Origin of the sequence: Streptomyces sp. NBC_01476, from assembly GCF_036227265.1 — a bacterium.
Lineage (GTDB): Bacteria > Actinomycetota > Actinomycetes > Streptomycetales > Streptomycetaceae > Actinacidiphila.
In genome coordinates this window covers 8,200,505-8,216,746 of the sequence record NZ_CP109446.1, presented here as the reverse complement: position 1 = coordinate 8,216,746, position 16,242 = coordinate 8,200,505, and the positions used below count along the sequence as shown (strand labels likewise).

At 71.4% G+C, this 16,242-nt stretch carries 15 protein-coding genes; 14 read left to right on the top strand and 1 reads right to left on the bottom strand.

Annotated elements, in window-relative coordinates:
• Positions 1–327 precede the first annotated feature (327 nt).
• From OG552_RS35635 to OG552_RS35570, 14 genes are all read left to right on the top strand, one after another.
• Complete coding sequence (locus tag OG552_RS35635) at positions 328–1,209, top strand: helix-turn-helix domain-containing protein (RefSeq protein ID WP_329140226.1); 882 nt, start codon at positions 328–330, stop codon at positions 1,207–1,209.
• Position 1,210: 1 nt separating this feature from the next.
• Positions 1,211–1,450, top strand: coding sequence for a DUF397 domain-containing protein (locus OG552_RS35630; RefSeq protein ID WP_329140225.1), 240 nt, complete (start codon positions 1,211–1,213; stop codon positions 1,448–1,450).
• A 48-nt stretch (positions 1,451–1,498) separates the two neighbouring features.
• Positions 1,499–2,314: an SAM-dependent methyltransferase gene (locus OG552_RS35625; RefSeq protein ID WP_329140223.1), complete on the top strand. Its 816-nt coding sequence runs from the start codon at positions 1,499–1,501 to the stop codon at positions 2,312–2,314.
• Positions 2,315–2,534: 220 nt separating this feature from the next.
• Positions 2,535–4,073: a sugar ABC transporter ATP-binding protein gene (locus OG552_RS35620; RefSeq protein WP_329140221.1), complete on the top strand. Its 1,539-nt coding sequence runs from the start codon at positions 2,535–2,537 to the stop codon at positions 4,071–4,073.
• Between the two features lie 32 nt (positions 4,074–4,105).
• On the top strand, positions 4,106–5,170 hold the full coding sequence (locus OG552_RS35615) for an ABC transporter permease (RefSeq protein ID WP_329140219.1): 1,065 nt from the start codon (positions 4,106–4,108) through the stop codon (positions 5,168–5,170).
• Positions 5,167–5,523 carry a bifunctional 3-phenylpropionate/cinnamic acid dioxygenase ferredoxin subunit gene (locus tag OG552_RS35610; RefSeq protein WP_329140217.1) on the top strand — a complete coding sequence of 119 codons (357 nt, stop codon included), beginning with the start codon at positions 5,167–5,169 and terminating at the stop codon, positions 5,521–5,523. The genes OG552_RS35615 and OG552_RS35610 overlap by 4 nt, the downstream gene beginning before the upstream one ends.
• 73 nt (positions 5,524–5,596) lie before the next feature.
• Positions 5,597–6,625 (top strand): sugar ABC transporter substrate-binding protein, encoded by a 1,029-nt coding sequence (locus tag OG552_RS35605; RefSeq protein ID WP_329140215.1) that lies wholly within the window; start codon positions 5,597–5,599, stop codon positions 6,623–6,625.
• 45 nt (positions 6,626–6,670) lie between these two features.
• Positions 6,671–7,531, top strand: coding sequence for an alpha/beta fold hydrolase (locus tag OG552_RS35600; RefSeq protein WP_329140213.1), 861 nt, complete (start codon positions 6,671–6,673; stop codon positions 7,529–7,531).
• Positions 7,532–7,638: 107 nt separating this feature from the next.
• Positions 7,639–9,009: an aromatic ring-hydroxylating dioxygenase subunit alpha gene (locus OG552_RS35595; protein ID WP_329140211.1), complete on the top strand. Its 1,371-nt coding sequence runs from the start codon at positions 7,639–7,641 to the stop codon at positions 9,007–9,009.
• Positions 8,993–9,580: an aromatic-ring-hydroxylating dioxygenase subunit beta gene (locus OG552_RS35590; RefSeq protein WP_329140209.1), complete on the top strand. Its 588-nt coding sequence runs from the start codon at positions 8,993–8,995 to the stop codon at positions 9,578–9,580. The genes OG552_RS35595 and OG552_RS35590 overlap by 17 nt, the downstream gene beginning before the upstream one ends.
• Positions 9,581–9,604: 24 nt before the next feature.
• On the top strand, positions 9,605–10,858 hold the full coding sequence (locus tag OG552_RS35585; RefSeq protein ID WP_329140207.1) for an NAD(P)/FAD-dependent oxidoreductase: 1,254 nt from the start codon (positions 9,605–9,607) through the stop codon (positions 10,856–10,858).
• Positions 10,855–11,733 carry an alpha/beta fold hydrolase gene (locus tag OG552_RS35580; RefSeq protein ID WP_329140205.1) on the top strand — a complete coding sequence of 293 codons (879 nt, stop codon included), beginning with the start codon at positions 10,855–10,857 and terminating at the stop codon, positions 11,731–11,733. Before OG552_RS35585 ends, OG552_RS35580 begins: the two co-directional genes overlap by 4 nt.
• Before the next feature lie 324 nt (positions 11,734–12,057).
• Positions 12,058–13,176 (top strand): LuxR C-terminal-related transcriptional regulator, encoded by a 1,119-nt coding sequence (locus OG552_RS35575; RefSeq protein WP_329140204.1) that lies wholly within the window; start codon positions 12,058–12,060, stop codon positions 13,174–13,176.
• Between the two features lie 190 nt (positions 13,177–13,366).
• Positions 13,367–14,851 carry a purine-cytosine permease family protein gene (locus OG552_RS35570; protein WP_329140202.1) on the top strand — a complete coding sequence of 495 codons (1,485 nt, stop codon included), beginning with the start codon at positions 13,367–13,369 and terminating at the stop codon, positions 14,849–14,851.
• On the opposite strand, the gene OG552_RS35565 is transcribed toward OG552_RS35570, so the two are convergent.
• Entirely contained in the window at positions 14,852–16,087 is a 1,236-nt protein-coding gene (locus OG552_RS35565) for a PucR family transcriptional regulator (protein ID WP_329140200.1), read from the bottom strand.
• Positions 16,088–16,242: the final 155 nt, after the last annotated feature.

The window sequence follows — 16,242 nt, the reverse complement described above, 5'->3', positions numbered from 1 at the left end:
CGATAAGGGAGCCATGGGGACGTCGCCTCTCGTTGATGGCCGCGTCTGGGGGGTGGCGGTCGCGCGCCCGGTGGGTCCGGTCGGCGCAGCCGCCTGCTCGGTCCTCAGCGGTGACGACTGCCGTTGGCGACCGGACGCGCGGAGGGGGTTCATGACAACGTAGTCATCGCGTCGCGACGGCTGCGCTGTCATCCCCACTATGCTGCTGTGACCCCCAACTCGCAAGCTGTAAAGTGCAATTCGCAATCTGAGTCGCTGACAGACTGCACAGCGGGGCAACATGGCACACTGCGGCGGGCACGCATTTTTCGCACGGGGAGGTACTTCATGGCGGCCATCGACAACGGGTGGGGTGGCGGTCCCCCGACGGTGCTGCGGATGATCCTCGGGCGTCAGCTGGAGGAGTTGAGAACACGCGCCGGCGTGACCTTCGAAGAGGCCGGCGAGACCATCGGGATGAGCCACTCGACGATCCGCAGGATGGAGCAGGCCAAGGTCGCCCGGCTGCGCCTGTCCGACGTCGAAAGGCTGCTGCGCACGTACGGCATCAAGGACGCGGGCGAGATCGAGACCTTCCTCGAACTCGCCCGTGAGGCCAACAAGCACGGCTGGTGGCACACCTACCGTGATGTGATGCCGGACTGGTTCGGCGCCTACCTCAGCCTGGAGCAGGCGGCTGTCACCATCCGCGCCTACGAGGCGCAGTTCATCCCCGGGCTGCTGCAGACCGAGGAGTACGCCCGGGCGCTGCTCACCTCCGGCAGTCCGCAGGCCCCGGCGGAGGAGATCGACCGGCGGGTCGCGCTGCGGCTTGAGCGGCAGCAGATCCTCACCCGCCGGCAGCCGCCGCTGCTGTGGGCGGTGCTGGACGAGACGGTCCTGCACTGGCCGGTCGGCGGGGACAAGGTGATGCGCGCGCAGATCGACCATCTGCTGGAGATCGGCGCGCTGCCGCATGTCCGGGTGCAGATGATGCCGTTCGCCAACGGGCCGCATCCGGCGACCCGGGCCGGCGCCTTCCAGCTCTTCAGGTTCGAGGCCACGGAGTTGCCGGACGTGGTCTACCTGGGCGGTCTGATCGGCTCGACCTATCTCGACAAACAGGACGACGTGGCCGTGTACCGGGAAGCGATGGACCGGCTCGCCGCTCAGGCGGCGAGCGAGAAGAAGACCAAGGCACTCCTGAGTGCCCTACGCAAGGAGCTCTGACGTGGATCACATTCGCAACGGCATGAGTGCCGCCGACCTCGGAGCCCACGGCTGGCGCAAGCCGTGGAGCGACGACGCCGGCGGAGCGTGCGTCGAAGCGATGAAGCTGCCCGACGGACGGGTCGCGCTGCGCCAGTCCACGGACCCCGGCGGACCCGCGTTGATCTACAACCGCCGGGAGATCGAGAGCTTCATCAACGGCACCAAGGCCGGCGACGCCGACTTCCTGCTCCAGCAGTGACGTAAGGCCGCGAGAGCGGCGCACACAACGAGGACCCCGGAGGACCCCGTGCCCGAGAACGGCTGGCCGGCCGACCGTATCGACACCAAGAACCCGCATCCGGCGCGGGTGTACGACTACATCCTTGGTGGCAAGGACTACTACCCGCCCGACAAGGAAGCGGGCGACGCCATGGTGGAGGTGTGGCCCGCCATCGTGCCGCACATGCTGGAGAACCGGAAGTTCATGCACCGGGTCACCCGCTACCTGGCCCAGGAGGCCGGGATCCGCCAGTTCGTCGACATCGGTACCGGCATACCCACCCGGCCGAACGTGCACGAGGTCGCCCAGGCGGTGGACCCGGCGTCCCGGGTGGTCTACGTGGACAACGACCCGATCGTCCTCACCTTGTCGGAGGGCCTGTCCTCCAGCACTCCGGAGGGGCGCACCGAGTACATCGAGGCGGACATGCGGGACCCGGCCGCCATCCTCGGCTCGCCGCAGTTCCGCGAGACCATCGACCTCGGCAAGCCGGTCGCGCTGACGTTCATCGCGATCGTGCACCTGCTGATGGACGAGGACGACCCGCTGGGCATCGTCCGGCGCCTTCTGGAGCCGCTGCCGTCCGGCAGCTATCTGGCGATGTCCATCGGCACCGCCGACTTCGCGCCGGAAGAGGTGGGCCGGGTGGGCCGCGAGTACGCCGCCCGGGGTATGCCGATGCGGCTGCGTCACCTCCCCGAGGCGCAGGAGTACTTCGAGGGGCTGGAACTGGTGGAGCCCGGCGTCGTCCAGGTCCACCGCTGGCGCCCGGACGGCGCGGTCGACCCGGAGGTCAGGGACGAGCAGATCGCGATGTACGGAGCGGTCGCCCGCAAGCCCTGAGCGCTCCGCCGGTGTCGGCGGTGTCGGCGCGCCCGGTGCCGCCGACTGGTGCGTTCCGACTCGCCGCAGAAACACCGCGCGGAATTCCGAAACAATTCCATAACCCGCCGGAAACCCTTGTGGCGACCTCATTACGGCGCCTCCCTAAAATTAGGGAGGCGCCGTTTTGCCGCTCTGCGGGGATGGTTGCGGCGACTTCGCGCGGCCTAGTCTCTCGGCTATGAAATCGGGAAACGAGCAGGTCAGCCCGGTGCCCCTGCTGCGGGCCGAGGGAATCACGAAGCGGTTCGGCGCCGCTGTCGTACTACAGGACGCCACTGCGGAATTTCATGCCGGCACCGTCACCGCACTTACCGGCGAGAATGGTTCGGGAAAGTCGACGCTCGCCCGGATCCTCGGCGGAATGCTCCATCCCGACGCGGGACGGATACTGCTGGACGGCCGGCGGACCCGTATTCCGGACGCGAAGGCCGCCCGCGCGCACGGGATCGCGCTGATCAGCCAGGAGCTGACGCTGGCCGGTGACCTCACGGTCGCCGAGAACGTCTTCCTGGGCCGGCTGCCGGTGTCCGGCCGGCTGGCGGTGTCGTGGCGGCGGCTGCGGTCGGCCGCGGCGGACCTGCTGGAGACGTACGGGATGCCGCTCGACCCCCGTGCGCGGGTCGCGGACCTGCCGATCGAGGCGCAGCAACAGGTGGAGATCGCCCGCGCGCTGGCCACCGACCCCAGGGTGCTGATCCTGGACGAGGCCACCAGCTCGCTCTCCGAGCACGCCGCCGACCGGCTGCTCGAACTCGTCGAGCAGCGGCGCCGGTCCGGCACCGCGGTGGTGATGATCACGCACCGGATGAACGAGATCTACCGGGCCGCCTCCCGTGCCGCCGTCCTGCGCGACGGCCGGATCGTCGCCACCGTCGGCATCCCGGACACCCCGGAGGAGGAACTGGTCCGCCTCATGGTGGGGCGTGAACTGGGCGACTACTACGGGCGCCGATCCCACTCGCTGGACGGTTCGCCGGCCGCGCTGACCGCTGTCGGCCTGACCGCGCCCGCCCACGGGCTCCGCCGGGTCGACCTCACCGTGCGGGCCGGCGAGATCGTCGGTGTGGCCGGCCTGTCGGGCTCCGGCAAGGAGACCCTCGGCCACGCGCTGGCCGGCGCCGTGCCGGCCAGGGGGCGGGTGGAGGTCACCGGCCGCACGGTCCGGCTCGGCCGGCCGGGGGCGGTGCTCCGCGACGGCCTCGGATTCGTCCCCGAGGACCGCAAGGCCAAGTCCCTGCTGCTGGAGCGGTCGGTCACCGAGAACTTCGCCCTCGCCTGGCCCCAGCACGTCTTCCGGTACGGCATCCGCAGGCCGCGGACCGAGACCGGCCGGGTGGTGGCGGCGCTGCGCCGCTACGGCGTCCGTACCGCCTCCGCGCACCTGCCGGTGCTGGCGCTGTCCGGCGGCAACCAGCAGAAGATCACCGTCGGCCGGCTCTTCGACCTGAACCTCCCCGTCTACGTGCTCAGCGAGCCGACCCGGGGCATCGACGTCGGCTCCAGGAGCGCCATCTACGGCCTGCTGCGCGAACAGACCGCCCGGGGCGCGGGCGTGGTCTTCATCTCGTCGGAGCTGAACGAACTGTGCGGGGTGTGCGACCGGGTGCTGGCGATGTACGAGGGCGCGGTCGTCGCGGAGTTCACCGGGCCGGAGATCACCGAGGAAGCGGTCAACCGCGCCATGGTCACCGGCAGACCCCAGCGGAAAGCCGCCTGACGTCACGCCACCCTCACCTGACAGGAACCGACATGACAGCTCTTCACCAGCAGGCTGAACCCTCCAGCGCCGGGCCCGGTGAGCGGGCACCGCGGCACCTGCCGCTGCCGCGTCCGCGGCTGGGTGACACCGGTGGTGTCCTCGTCGCCCTGATCGTCCTGGTCGTGGTCTCCTCGATCGCCCAGCCGGCCTTCTTCACCTGGCCCAATCTGATGAACATCGTGGGCGCCAACAGCGTCGCCATGTCGCTGGGGATCGGCTCCACCTTCGTCATCATCGCCGGCGGCATCGACCTGTCCGTGGTCTCGATGACCGCGGCGGCCGGCATGGGCCTCGGCCTGCTGCTGGACTCCGGGGCGCCGACCGCCGTGTGTGTGCTCGGCACCCTGGTCGTCGGCGCGGGACTCGGCGTCGTCAACGGTGTGCTGATCTCCCGGCTGAAGATCTCCTTCCTGGTGGTCACGCTGGGCATGGCGTCCATCGCGGCGAGCCTGGCGCTGGTGGTGCACAACGGCTCCACGGTCAATGTCTTCGCCAAGCCGCACTTCGGGCCGGTGCACACCTTCGCCACCGGCGACGTGGGATCGGTGCCGGTCATCCTGATCTTCGACGTGGTGCTGGTCCTGCTTGCCGCCGGCGTGCTCGGCTACACCCGCTTCGGCCGCTCGGTGTTCGCGGTCGGATCGAACGCGGAGGCGGCCCGGCTCAACGGCATCAACGTCAAGAACACCACCGCGATCGTCTACACCCTGGCCGGTCTCGGCGCCGGCATCGGCAGCGTCGTCCAGGTCGGCCGGCTCACCGGCGCCTCGCCGCAGATCGACCCCTCACTGCTCAACGGCGTGCTCGCCGCGGTCCTGATCGGCGGCACCTCCTTCAGCGGCGGCAAGGGCAGCATCTGGGGGACGGTGCTGGGCGTCCTCTTCCTCGGCGTGGTGCAGAACATCATGACGCTGGCCGACATCTCCAGCTTCTGGCGGCAGGCGGTCAACGGTCTGCTGCTGATCCTCGCGGTCGGCCTGGGCGCGGCCCGCTGGCAGAGCCGGCGCCGCCGCCGGCCCGAGGCGGCCGTGCCCCTGATCAAGGAGGCGCGGTGAGCGCGTCCGGGCAGCCGGAGTGGACCGTGGTCTGCCGGCAGGACGACCTCGCGCCGGGCGAGGGCATCAAGGTGCCGGGGGTCTGCCCGCCCATCGCGGTCTTCAACGTGGACGGCGCGTTCTTCGCCATCGACGACACCTGCACCCACTCCGAGTACTCGCTGTCCGACGGCTATCTCGACGGTGACCGGATCGAGTGCGAACTCCACTTCGCCACCTTCTCCGTCCGCACCGGTGAGGCCCTCACCGCGCCCGCCCTTGACCCGGTCGGCACCTACCCGGTGCGCGTCGAGCAGGGCCAGGTCCTGGTCTCGGCCGCCGGGCGCTGTGTGATCGCCCGGTCGCGCGCCTGACCCCCTCCCCTACGAGCCCACCCCCACCCCCCACCCCCGACCCTCGACACCCTCATCGGATGGGACGTACACCATGCACAGCAGAGTTTCGCGCCTCGCCTTCGCCGGCCTGGCGGCCGGCACCCTGGCGGTCGCCACCGCGTGCGGCAACGGCGGTTCCGGCTCGACCGGGAGCGGTTCGGGCAGCGGCGGCGGGCTGACCGTCGGACTGTCCTCGCCGGTCATGGCCCAGGAGGGCCAGAAGAACCTCTCCGACGGCTTCAAGGCAGCCGCGTCCAGCCTCGGCTGGAAGGCCAAGGTCTACGACGCCAACCTGTCGGCCGACACCCAGGTGTCCAACGTCCAGACCATGATCGACCAGCAGGTCGGCGCGCTGGGTGCCTGGGCACTGGACGACAACGCCATCGCCGGGGTGTACGCCAACGCCAAGGGCGCCGGCATCCCGGTGGTCGGCGTCAACTCCGCCGGGTCGGGCGTGACCACCGCGGTGTGGTGGGAGGTCAACACCTGTAAGAGCGGCGGTGTCGTGGACCAGCTCGCCGCCTTGTTCGCCAAGGACAAGCCGCACGGGAAGATCGCGGTGATCTCCGGCCCGCCGGCCCCCTCGATCGTGGCGCTGACCAAGTGCTTCACCGCCGCGGCGAAGCAGGCCGGGCTGACCGTCGTCACCCAGCAGGACAACACCCAGGACACCAGCAGCGGCGCCTCCTCGCTGGCGCAGGACCTGCTCTCGGCCCACCCCGACATCGACGGCTTCTGGAGCTACAACGACGCCTCCGCGCTCGGTGTCTCCTCTGCTGTCATCGCCGCGGGCAAGAAGGTGTACTCGGCCGCCGATCCGGGCGGCATCGTCGTCACCGGGGTGAACGGCGACTCGTCGGCGATCACCGCGGTCCGCAGCGGCACCGTCACCGCGACGGTCGACACCGACCCGGAGTGCACCGGCTGGACGGTGGCCGCCGCCATGCAGGCCGCGAAGAAGGGCGGCGCCCCGGCGCAGTACGTGGTGAAGAGCGACATCGTCACCGGCGCGACGGTCAAGGACTTCGTGGCGCCGAAGGACCGCACCTGCTCGCTCACCGACCTTCCGCTGGTCAAGTGAGCCCGGCCGCCCACCCCGCCCACCCCGTGAAGGAGGTCCGCCCCGGTGCGTGACATCGAACTGGCCGAGCCCGACGGCGAGCAGATCGCGGCCGGCCCGCACACCATCCACTGCATCGACCTGGGCACCGGCCGCCCCACGGTGTTCCTGCACGGCGGCGGCCCCGGCTGCTCGGGCTGGACGGACTTCGGCAGCGTCGCCGGTTCGTTCGCCGCCGACCGCCGGGTCCTGCTGATGGACATGCTGCACTTCGGCCGTTCCAGCAAGGAGCCGTTCCGGGCGCCCCGCTGGAGCTACCACGGGCAGGTCATCGGGCAGGCGCTGGACGCGATCGGTGTCACCGGAGCCGACTTCGTCTGCAACTCGATCGGCGGGTCGGCGGCGCTGGCGCTGGCCGCCGAACGCCCCGAACTGGTGCGCCGCCTGGTGGTCACCGGGAGCGAGCCGGTCCGGCGCGGGGCCCGGCCGCCGACGCCCGAACTCGGCGTCAAGGGCCGGACCGCCTGGGAGGACTACTACGGCGGCGCGGGCCCGGACCGCGACAAGCTCCTGGCGATCATGGCCGAGCTGGAGTGGACCGGCGCGCGGGACATACCGCGCTGGACCTACGACCTGCGCTGGGAGCTCAGCCGTGACCCCGCGCTGATCGCGCTCGGGCCCGACTGGTCGGCGGAGGGCGGGCGCGGGATCCCACAGGACCTTGAGGAGCACCTGGGCCTGGTGCGGGCGCCGACGCTGTTCCTGTGGGGCGACCGGGACGCCTTCCTGGTCCCCGAGTACGCGCTCGGCCTCACCCGGCTGGTGGCGGGCTCCTCGCTGTATGTGATGGCGAACGGCCCGCACCACATGGAGGAGGAGCAGCCGGCCGAGTACACCGCGGTCGTCAAGGCGTTCCTGGACACCTGAGAGCCCGCCCGCAGCCCCGCACGATCACGGACACCACGCAGACACCTCGCAGAGTCCACACCGATGACACGAGACACCACACCGACGGCACACGGACGGAGACACAGGTGAGCGACACCGACGCCACCCGGCTCAACGAGCTGGTGGACTGGGAGAACGGGCTGATCGGCCCGGAGATCTTCATCAACGACGACATCTACCGGCAGGAACTCGACCGTCTCTTCGGCCGGGCCTGGCTCTTCATCGCGCACGACTCGATGCTGCCCGGGCCCGGCGACTTCCTGAACACGTACATGGGCGGCGACCCCGTCCTGGCCATCCGGCAACGGGACGGCGGGGTACGGGTGTTCCTCAACGCCTGCCGCCACCGCGGGATGAAGGTCTGCCGCGCCGAGGACGGCAACGCGAAGAACTTCATGTGCTCGTACCACGGCTGGACGTACAACACCGCGGGCGAGCTGATCAACGTACCGAACCTGGACACCGCGTACTTCAACGAGCTGGACCAGAAGCGGTGGGGCCTGGTCGAGGTGGCGCAGATCGCACAGTACAAGGGGCTGTGGTTCGCCACCTTCGACCCCACCGCGCCGCCGCTGGAGGACTTCCTCGGCGACATGCTCTACTACATCGACGCCTGGGTGGACCGCACGCCCGGCGGGATCGAGGTGCTGCCGGGCGTCATCAAGTGGACGATCCACGGCAACTGGAAGCTGGGCGCCGAGCAGTTCGGCGGCGACGGCTACCACGCGGTGATCACCCACGCCTCCTCGCTCGGCACCTTCGACCCCTCCTTCCTGCGGGACATCAAGGGCATCGAGTTCGCCTCGCGGCAGGGCCACGGCTACTCGATGATCTTCGACCGGATGACCCGCTTCGCCGACGACCCGCTGGGCCGCTACAACCAGGCCCAGGTGCCGGAGCGGCTGGAACGGCTGGGCGACGCGCGGGCCAACACGGTGGGGAACTTCACGGTGTTCCCCAACCTGTCCGGGCTGCCCGGTTCGGCGAATCTGCGCATGTGGCATCCCAAGGGCCCCAACGAGTTCGAGATCTGGTCCTGGACCATCGTCGACAAGGACGCCCCCGAAGAGGTCAAGCGCGCCCAGCGCACCTCGGCTGCGTTCACCGAAGGCGCGGCCGGCGTGGTGGAGACCGACGACGGCGAGAACTGGGACCTCATCGGGCAGATGCTCCAACGCGGCACCCAGACCCGGAAGATGGCCTGGAACTACCAGATGGGCCACGGCCACGAGACCGACCACGATCCGGTGTACCCGGGCCGGGTGCTGCGCAACTACTTCGGCGAGGGTCCGCAACGCGCCTTCTACCGGCGGTGGCTGGAGTTCATGACCAGCGAGAGCTGGCCGGTGGCCGAGGCCCTGGAACCCGACCGGCGTGAGCACGAGGCGTCCCGGCCCGGCGCCTTCGGTGCCGCCTCGGCGCTCCGGCGGGAGGTGCACCGTGCTGACCACCGGTGAGCAGTCACAGCGCGGTACGTCGGCCCCGGCCTTCCGGTCGATGGGGATGGCCAGGGTCCCGGTGGAGACGCAGGTCGCGATCGAGCAGTTCCTCTACGCCGAGGCCGAGTTGCTCGACGACTGGCAGTGGCGGACCTGGCAGCAGCTGTTCGCCGAGGATGCCCACTACCGGATGCCGATCCGGCGCAACCGGCTGCGCCGCCAGCGCAAGACCGACGAGGCGGAGGACTCCGGCGGCCTGGAGGTGGCGCACTTCGACGACGACGTGAACTCCCTGGATCTGCGGGTGCAGCAATTGGAGAGCGGGATGCACTGGGCGGAGGACCCGCCGTCCCGCTCCCGTCACCTGGTCACCAATGTGCGGGTGCAACCCGCCGGGACCGACGGCGAGTTCCATGTGCGGTCCAGCTTCCTCGTCTACCGCAACCGGCTGGAGGCCGAGGTGGATCTGTGGGCGGGCGAGCGCCGCGATGTGCTGCGCACCCACGGGGAGAGCTTCCTGATCGCGGACCGGATCATCCTGCTGGACCAGAACCTGGTGCTCTCCAAGAACCTCAGCGTGTTCTTCTGACCGGACGGCGAGCGGAATCGAGCGATGGCGAACAAGAAGTCATACATCATCGTCGGCGCCGGCATGGCGGGTGCCCGCGCCGCCGAGACACTGCGCGCGCGGGGGTTCGAGGACCGGATCTTCCTCATCGGCGACGAGGGCCGGCTGCCCTACGAACGGCCGCCGCTGTCCAAGGAGTGCCTGACCGGCGCGAGCCCCGTGGAGTCGACCACGCTGCGGGCGTGGGAGGACTGGATGGACATCGCGGTGCACCTGGTGCTGAACGATCCGGTGACCGCGCTGGACACCGCGGACCGTTCGGTGCGGCTGCGCAGCGGGCTGCGCATCCAGGGGGACAAGGTGCTGCTCGCCACCGGCGGAGTTCCGCACCGCCTGGATCTCGCCGGCTCCGACCTGCCCGGGGTGCACTACCTGCGCACCGCCGACGAGTCGGAGGCGCTCGGTGACCGGCTGCGCCGCGGCAGGCTGCGCGTCGCGGTGATCGGCGGCGGGTTCCTGGCCGTCGAGGTGGCCTCGGCGGCCACCGCGCTCGGCAACGAGGTGACCTGGCTGTGCCGGTCCCGGCTGCCGCTCACCGGGACGGTCGGCGGCCACGCCGCCGCCGAACTCGCCACGCGCTACACCGGGGAGCACCTGACGGTACGCAACGGGGTGACGGTGACCGGCTTCCGGGGCGGCGACCGGGTCACCGGGGTGGTGCTCACCAGCGGCGAGGAAGTGCCGGCCGACCTGGTCCTGGTCGCGATCGGCCAGCGCCCCTCGCTGGAGTACCTGGACCGGGAGGACTTCGACACCCGGCACGGTGTGGTGGTCGACGAGCGGCTGGAGACCCGGGTGCCTGGGGTGTTCGCGGCCGGTGACATCGCCAGCTTCCACGATCCGAGCGTCGGCGGCCGGACCCGGCACGGGACCTGGCTCAACGCCCAGAACCAGGGGCAGGCCGCCGCCCGGGCGATGCTCGGCGACCGTACGCCGTACCGCGGCGTGCACTGGTCCTGGTCCGACCACTTCGGCGTCAACGTACAGGTCGCCGGCCGGGTCGACGAGACAGCCGGCATCGTGGCGCGGCCACTGCCCGGCGGCGCGGCCTCGTACTTCTACCTCAACGGCGACCGGGTGGTGGGCGCCGTGGGGATCGACGCCCAGCGCGAGGTGCGCGCCGCCATGTCCCTGATCGAGCACGGCACGGCCGTCGACCCGGCGGCCCTGCGTGATCCCGCCACGGACCTGCGGCGGCTGCGGCGGGACGCGGCCCGGCAGGATGTGAGCCCCGCATGACCGCCACCGCCGGATCCGCTCCGTTCCCGCGAGTGCTGCTGGACGGCAGGTTCCAGCACACCCTGCACACCCCGGAGATGGACGTCGGGTACCTGGACCGGGGCAGCGGCGACCCGCTGATCCTGGTGCAGGCCTGGGGGCCGCGGCCGGGCGCGACCGCCTCACTGGTCTACGGCCGGGTGCTCGAACGGCTGGCGCGCGACTTCCGGTGCGTCGCGGTGGACCTGCCGAACTACGGCCTGACCGGCCCGGTGGAGTACCACGAGCCGGTGCACGACGTCAGTGCCCGCGCGGTGCTGGCGGTGATGGACCACCTGGGTATCTCCCGTGCGCCCGTCATCGGGTGCTCGATGGGGGCGACCACGGGCATCGACCTGGCGCTCGCGCACCCCGGGCGGGTCTCGGCGCTGCTGATCGGCGCCTGCCACGCGTCCACCGGCGGTGACCCGTACCTGATCACGCCCTTCCCCTCGGAGGTGTCCCGGCTCTACGCGGAGGCCGACGCGGCGCCGCAGGACGCGGGCCTCCTGCGGCGGATGCTGCACGCGCTGTGGTTCGACCCGGACCTGGTGACCGACGAACTGGTCGACGCGCTGCAGACGGTACGGGCCGCCCGGTCCGATCACTGGGCGGCCGAGCGGCGGTCGGTGAGCGTTCCGCACAGCAATATGAGCGCGCTGGCGGAGCTGCGGATGCCGGTGTCCGTGGTGCACGGCAGGTGTGACCGGATGGTGCCGTTCGAACAGGCGCTGGCGATCGGCTCGTACATCGGGCACGCGGATGTCCGGCTGCTGTCGCGGTGCGGTCACTGGCCGCCGTACGAGCGCCCGGCGGCCTTCACCGAGGCGGTGCTCTCGCTGCTGGGGCGCCTCTGACCGCCGCGCGGGAGGTCGGGGACCCGCCCCCGCTTACGGATCATCCCTGGTGGTATCGGGCGAAGGGAGCTACATTGCGCCTACGGATTCTCCGCCCGCGCCTCGCGCGGGGCCCGACGACGTGTGGCCCGTGGAACATCGCGCTGGGGTGAGCAGCCGGTGCCGGCCGGGCCCGAGTACTCCGGTCCCCAGCCTCCCGACCTCCCGGCCCCTCGGGCTCCCGGCTTTGCGACATCTCGCTTCTCGACTTCTCGACAACGCGGTCGGCGCCGGTCCGGTTCGTGGTGCGGCCGGAGGGCGCCCATGGAGATGGGTCCAACTCGGATGGAGAGACAACAGCAGGAACGCGCCGGCGGCGCGCCGCTCGTGCCCGTCGTCCGAAGTGACGGGCAGCGCTACGCCGGCCTGGCGGAGCTGGGCGCCGTCCTGGCCGACGTCGACGACCTGGAACAGCTCGGCGAGGCGTACTTGGCGCTCGCCGGGCGGGTCATCGACTTCCCGATGAGCGCGGTGTACCTCTTCGGTGAGGGCACCGAGAGCCCCTCCTGGTACGCCTCGCGCAACGTCAGCAACCGGTTCATGACCACGTACGAGCGGCTGGGGCGGCCCATCGACGACGAGCTCCGGCAGGCACTGGCGACCGCGTCGCCGGTCTACAACCTGGCCGGCCGCTCCCTCCACCAGTGGCGGCAGACCGATGTGTACCGGCTGGTGGACCGGATGGAGAACATGCTCCACGTGCTCAAGGCGCCGATCGTGGTCCGGGGCGCCATCATCGGCACGATCGACTTCGCGTCCGACCGGGCGGACACACCCGTCACCGAGACGGACCTGCACCTGATGGGGGCGATGGCGGGCGTGGTCGGCGGCGCGGTGACCGCGCTGCGCACCCGCCGGCGCCTCGAAGAGCGGCTGAACGTGGTCACGCTGGCCCTGGAGAACAGCTCCGCCGCGGTCGCGTACATCAGCCCCGACTCCGACGAGCCCACGGTGACGCCGTCGGCGGCGGCGCTGCTCGACGGGCTCTGGGAGGGCGCCGACATCCTGTACCGGATCCTGCGGGACACCGAGCCGTCGGTTGCCGAGTCGCACCGCTCCTACCTGGTCCGCCGGCGGGACGGGACGAAGGACGTGCTCAACTGCACCATCCGCTCGGTGCCCGGCCAGCCGGAGGCGGAGGTGATGGAGCTGTCCCTGGAGTCGGCGGAACCGCGTTATCTCAACCAGCGTCTGCCGTCACTGTCGACCCGGGAGTCGGACGTGGCCGGCATGGTCGCGGCGGGCCTGTCCGACCGCGAGATCGCCGAGGAGCTGACGCTGAGCGTCTACACGGTGCGGCAGCACATGAAGAACATCTACACCAAGCTGGAGATCGGCAGCCGGGTACAGCTGACCCGGGTCTTCTTCGGCAAGACCGCCCGGGTGACCCCGCCCCGCCGCTGACACCCGCGGCGCGCCCCGCGGAGGCGGCCGGCGGGCGCGCCGATGTCACCGGGCCGGAATCCGTACGAAACGGCGCAGAAAAGCACCGCCGTCCGCCGGCCGCGCGGCGTACGGTTCGTCCGCAGCGAAGGCCGACAGTGGCGACACCCTGCACATTCACCCCTTCGGGCGGGCCGCCCATAGTGTCCCCATGACGCCCACCTCCTCCCCCGCATCGCTGGGAGGTGACGGCCCCTCAGCTGCCGCCGTCGCCCTCCCGCAGGCCGCGCCCGACGAGATCGTCGCCTACGGCGACCACGTGCTGGCCGTGGAACCGACCGGCGCGGAGCCGGTCCCCGACGACGGCCGGCACGGCCGCCCGCTGCAACTGCTGTGGACCTGGACCAGTCCCAACATGGAGTTCGCCACCGTCTTCATCGGGGTGCTCGCGGTCGGCATCTTCGGCCTCGGCTTCTGGCCCGCGGTGCTGGCGATCGTGCTGGGCACCGCGCTCGGCGCCGTCGCCCACGGCTTCCTCGGCCTGCGCGGCCCGCGGTTCGGCGTACCCCAGATGGTGGCCGGCCGCTCGGCCTTCGGCTTCTACGGCAACGCGCTGCCCGCCGGGCTCAACGCGCTGAGCGCGGGCATCGGCTGGTTCGCCGTCAACAGCGTCAGCGCCGCGTACGCGCTCAACACGCTGCTGCACTGGCGGCTGCTGCTGTGCCTGTTCATCGTGGTGATCCTGCAGATCGCGGTCGCGTTCCTCGGTCACAACTTCATCCACACGGCGGAGAAGTACGCCTTCCCGGTGCTGACGGTGATCTTCCTGGTGACCTCGGCGGTCATCCTGGCCAAGGCGCACCCTTCGGCGGCCGACGGCTCGCACGCCTTCAACGGGGCTTTCCTGCTGACCACCGGCGCGGCGTTCGGCTACGCGGCCGGCTGGACACCGTACGGCTCGGACTACACCCGCTACCTGCCCCGCGACACCGCCCGGTGGAAGGTGGCGCTGTGGCCCGGGCTCGGTGTGCTGATTTCCTGCGTGCTGCTGGAGACCGTGGGCGCCGCGTCGGCGACGCTGGCCGCCCCGAAGAACGCCACCCTCACCGGTGCGTTCATCCACGGGCTGCCGGAGTGGCTGGGCAAGCTGACCCTGCTGGCCATCGCCGTCGGCGGGATCGCCGCCAACGCGCTGAACATCTACTCGGGTGCGCTGTCCTTCGTGGCCATGGGCATCCGGCTCCCCGCGGCGGTGCGGCGCGCGACGGTCGCACTGGTCTTCGGCGTCGCCGGGACCATCGTGGCGTGGACGGGCCTGCACGACTCCGGAACGCGGTACGAGAACTTCCTGCTGGTCATCACCTACTGGATCGGTCCGTGGCTGGCGGTCGTCTTCGTCGATGCCTTCCTGCGGCGCGGCCGGCCCGACGCGGAGACCGGCGCGCTTCTCGCGGACCGCTCGTACCGGAACTGGTCGGGGCCGGTCGCGATGGCGGTGGGTACCGCGGTGGGCGTGCTGCTCTTCTCCAACCAGACGGACTTCACCGGGGTGGTCGCCCAGCACGTCCCGCAGATCGGCGACATCGCGTTCGCGGTCGGCTTCGTCGTGGCGGGGGCGGTGTACGTGGCGCTGCGGAAGGTGCCGGGTCTGGGCCCCGCCACCTCGCGGCGGGCGGCGGTCCCCGAACCGGTCTGATCAGTCCGCGGCCCGCAACAGGCGGTGCGCGCAGGCCGCGAAGAGCAGTTCGCCGTGGGCTTCGGGGTCGGCGACCGGCAGACCGAGCAGCGACTCGATACGTTCCAGGCGCTGGTAGAGCGACTGCCGACCCACGTGCAGCAGCGCCGCGGTACGGGTCGGGCTGCAGCCGTTGCGCAGGTGCACCTCCAGGGTGTGCACGAGATCGCTGGGGTGGGCGGCCTCCCACCCCAGCAGCGGGCCCAGGGCCCGGTCGACCAGGGTGACCAGGCGGGCGCGGCCGGCGGCGGTGAGGCCGTCACCGGCCAGTTCGCGCTCCAGGGCCAGGGCGCGCGAGGTCGTCACCACGGCGCCGCCCCGCGCGCCAGGACCGGCCTCCGGCAGCGGCACGGTGAGGGCAAGCCGCAAGGTGGCGCGGGCCTCGCGCAGGGTTTCGCCCCAGCGGCGCCAGCCCGCGTCGGCGCGGACGGCGGGTCCGAGCGCGAACGTCAGCCCGTCGGTGCCGGGCAGGGCGGTTGCCGCCTCCGCGACGGCGGCCCGCGCCAGCCGCACCGGCTCACCCGCCGGCGGCGCCGGCAGCGCGAGGAGCGCGGCGGCGGAACCCGGAGCTGCTCCCCGCAGCAGTGGGCCGCCCAGCCGCTCGGCGGCACGGTCGAGTACGGCCGCGGCAGCCGCCGGACCGGCCGCGTGGACGGCGACGCCGACCAGCCGGTGCGCGCGCTCGGGGCGGAAACCCAGCGCCCGCAGCCGGGCGGTCACCTGCTGCTGGCTGAGCGCGGTGCCACCCTCCAGATCGGCCAGCACGCCCGCGCCGCCCGGCCGGTACGGCTGATCGGTCAGCGTCTGGGTGACGATCGCGGTGTTGACCGCCTCGGTGATCCGGATGAACGGCACGACCTGCCGCAGCGCGATGAGCGGCAGTCCCCGGCGCCGGCTCTCGTCGACAAGGGCGTACGGCATGTCCGGCAGTGACCTGCCCAGTTCGACGGCGACGCCCGACACACCCCGCTCGTCGAGTTCGCGGACGTAGTGGCGGCACGCTCCGGCGTCGGCGCCGGCCAGGCCGAGTCCGGTGGTCAGCAGCAGTTCGCCGCCTGACAGCAGCGGCCCGATCTCGTAGATCTCACTGGAGTGCACCCACCGCACCAGCCGGTCCAGCGCGTCGTGCCCGGCCAGTACTTCGGCGCCGGCCCTGCCGAGCACGTCGAACGTCAGGATCTCGCTCAGGGTCAGCACCAGCGCACCTCCAAGGCCGGTCCGGCCGGCGCCGCGGGGCTCCGGCGGCGTAGCGGAGCGTACTTTCCGCAGGTTGCGTCGGCGTTTCGCGTCGGGTCCAGCGGGCGCGGGCGCCCCGCGGGCGCCGACAGCGTGTCCGCCGCGAGCGGAGAAGG

What these genes read in the sequence shown, in the direction of transcription:
- OG552_RS35635 (WP_329140226.1), top strand. Translation starts at nt 328, where the DNA reads ATGGCGGCCATCGACAACGGGTGGGGTGGCGGTCCCCCGACGGTGCTG.
- OG552_RS35620 (WP_329140221.1), top strand. Translation starts at nt 2,535, where the DNA reads ATGAAATCGGGAAACGAGCAGGTCAGCCCGGTGCCCCTGCTGCGGGCC.
- OG552_RS35615 (WP_329140219.1), top strand. Translation starts at nt 4,106, where the DNA reads ATGACAGCTCTTCACCAGCAGGCTGAACCCTCCAGCGCCGGGCCCGGT.
- OG552_RS35605 (WP_329140215.1), top strand. Translation starts at nt 5,597, where the DNA reads ATGCACAGCAGAGTTTCGCGCCTCGCCTTCGCCGGCCTGGCGGCCGGC.
- OG552_RS35585 (WP_329140207.1), top strand. Translation starts at nt 9,605, where the DNA reads ATGGCGAACAAGAAGTCATACATCATCGTCGGCGCCGGCATGGCGGGT.
- OG552_RS35580 (WP_329140205.1), top strand. Translation starts at nt 10,855, where the DNA reads ATGACCGCCACCGCCGGATCCGCTCCGTTCCCGCGAGTGCTGCTGGAC.
- OG552_RS35575 (WP_329140204.1), top strand. Translation starts at nt 12,058, where the DNA reads ATGGAGAGACAACAGCAGGAACGCGCCGGCGGCGCGCCGCTCGTGCCC.
- OG552_RS35570 (WP_329140202.1), top strand. Translation starts at nt 13,367, where the DNA reads ATGACGCCCACCTCCTCCCCCGCATCGCTGGGAGGTGACGGCCCCTCA.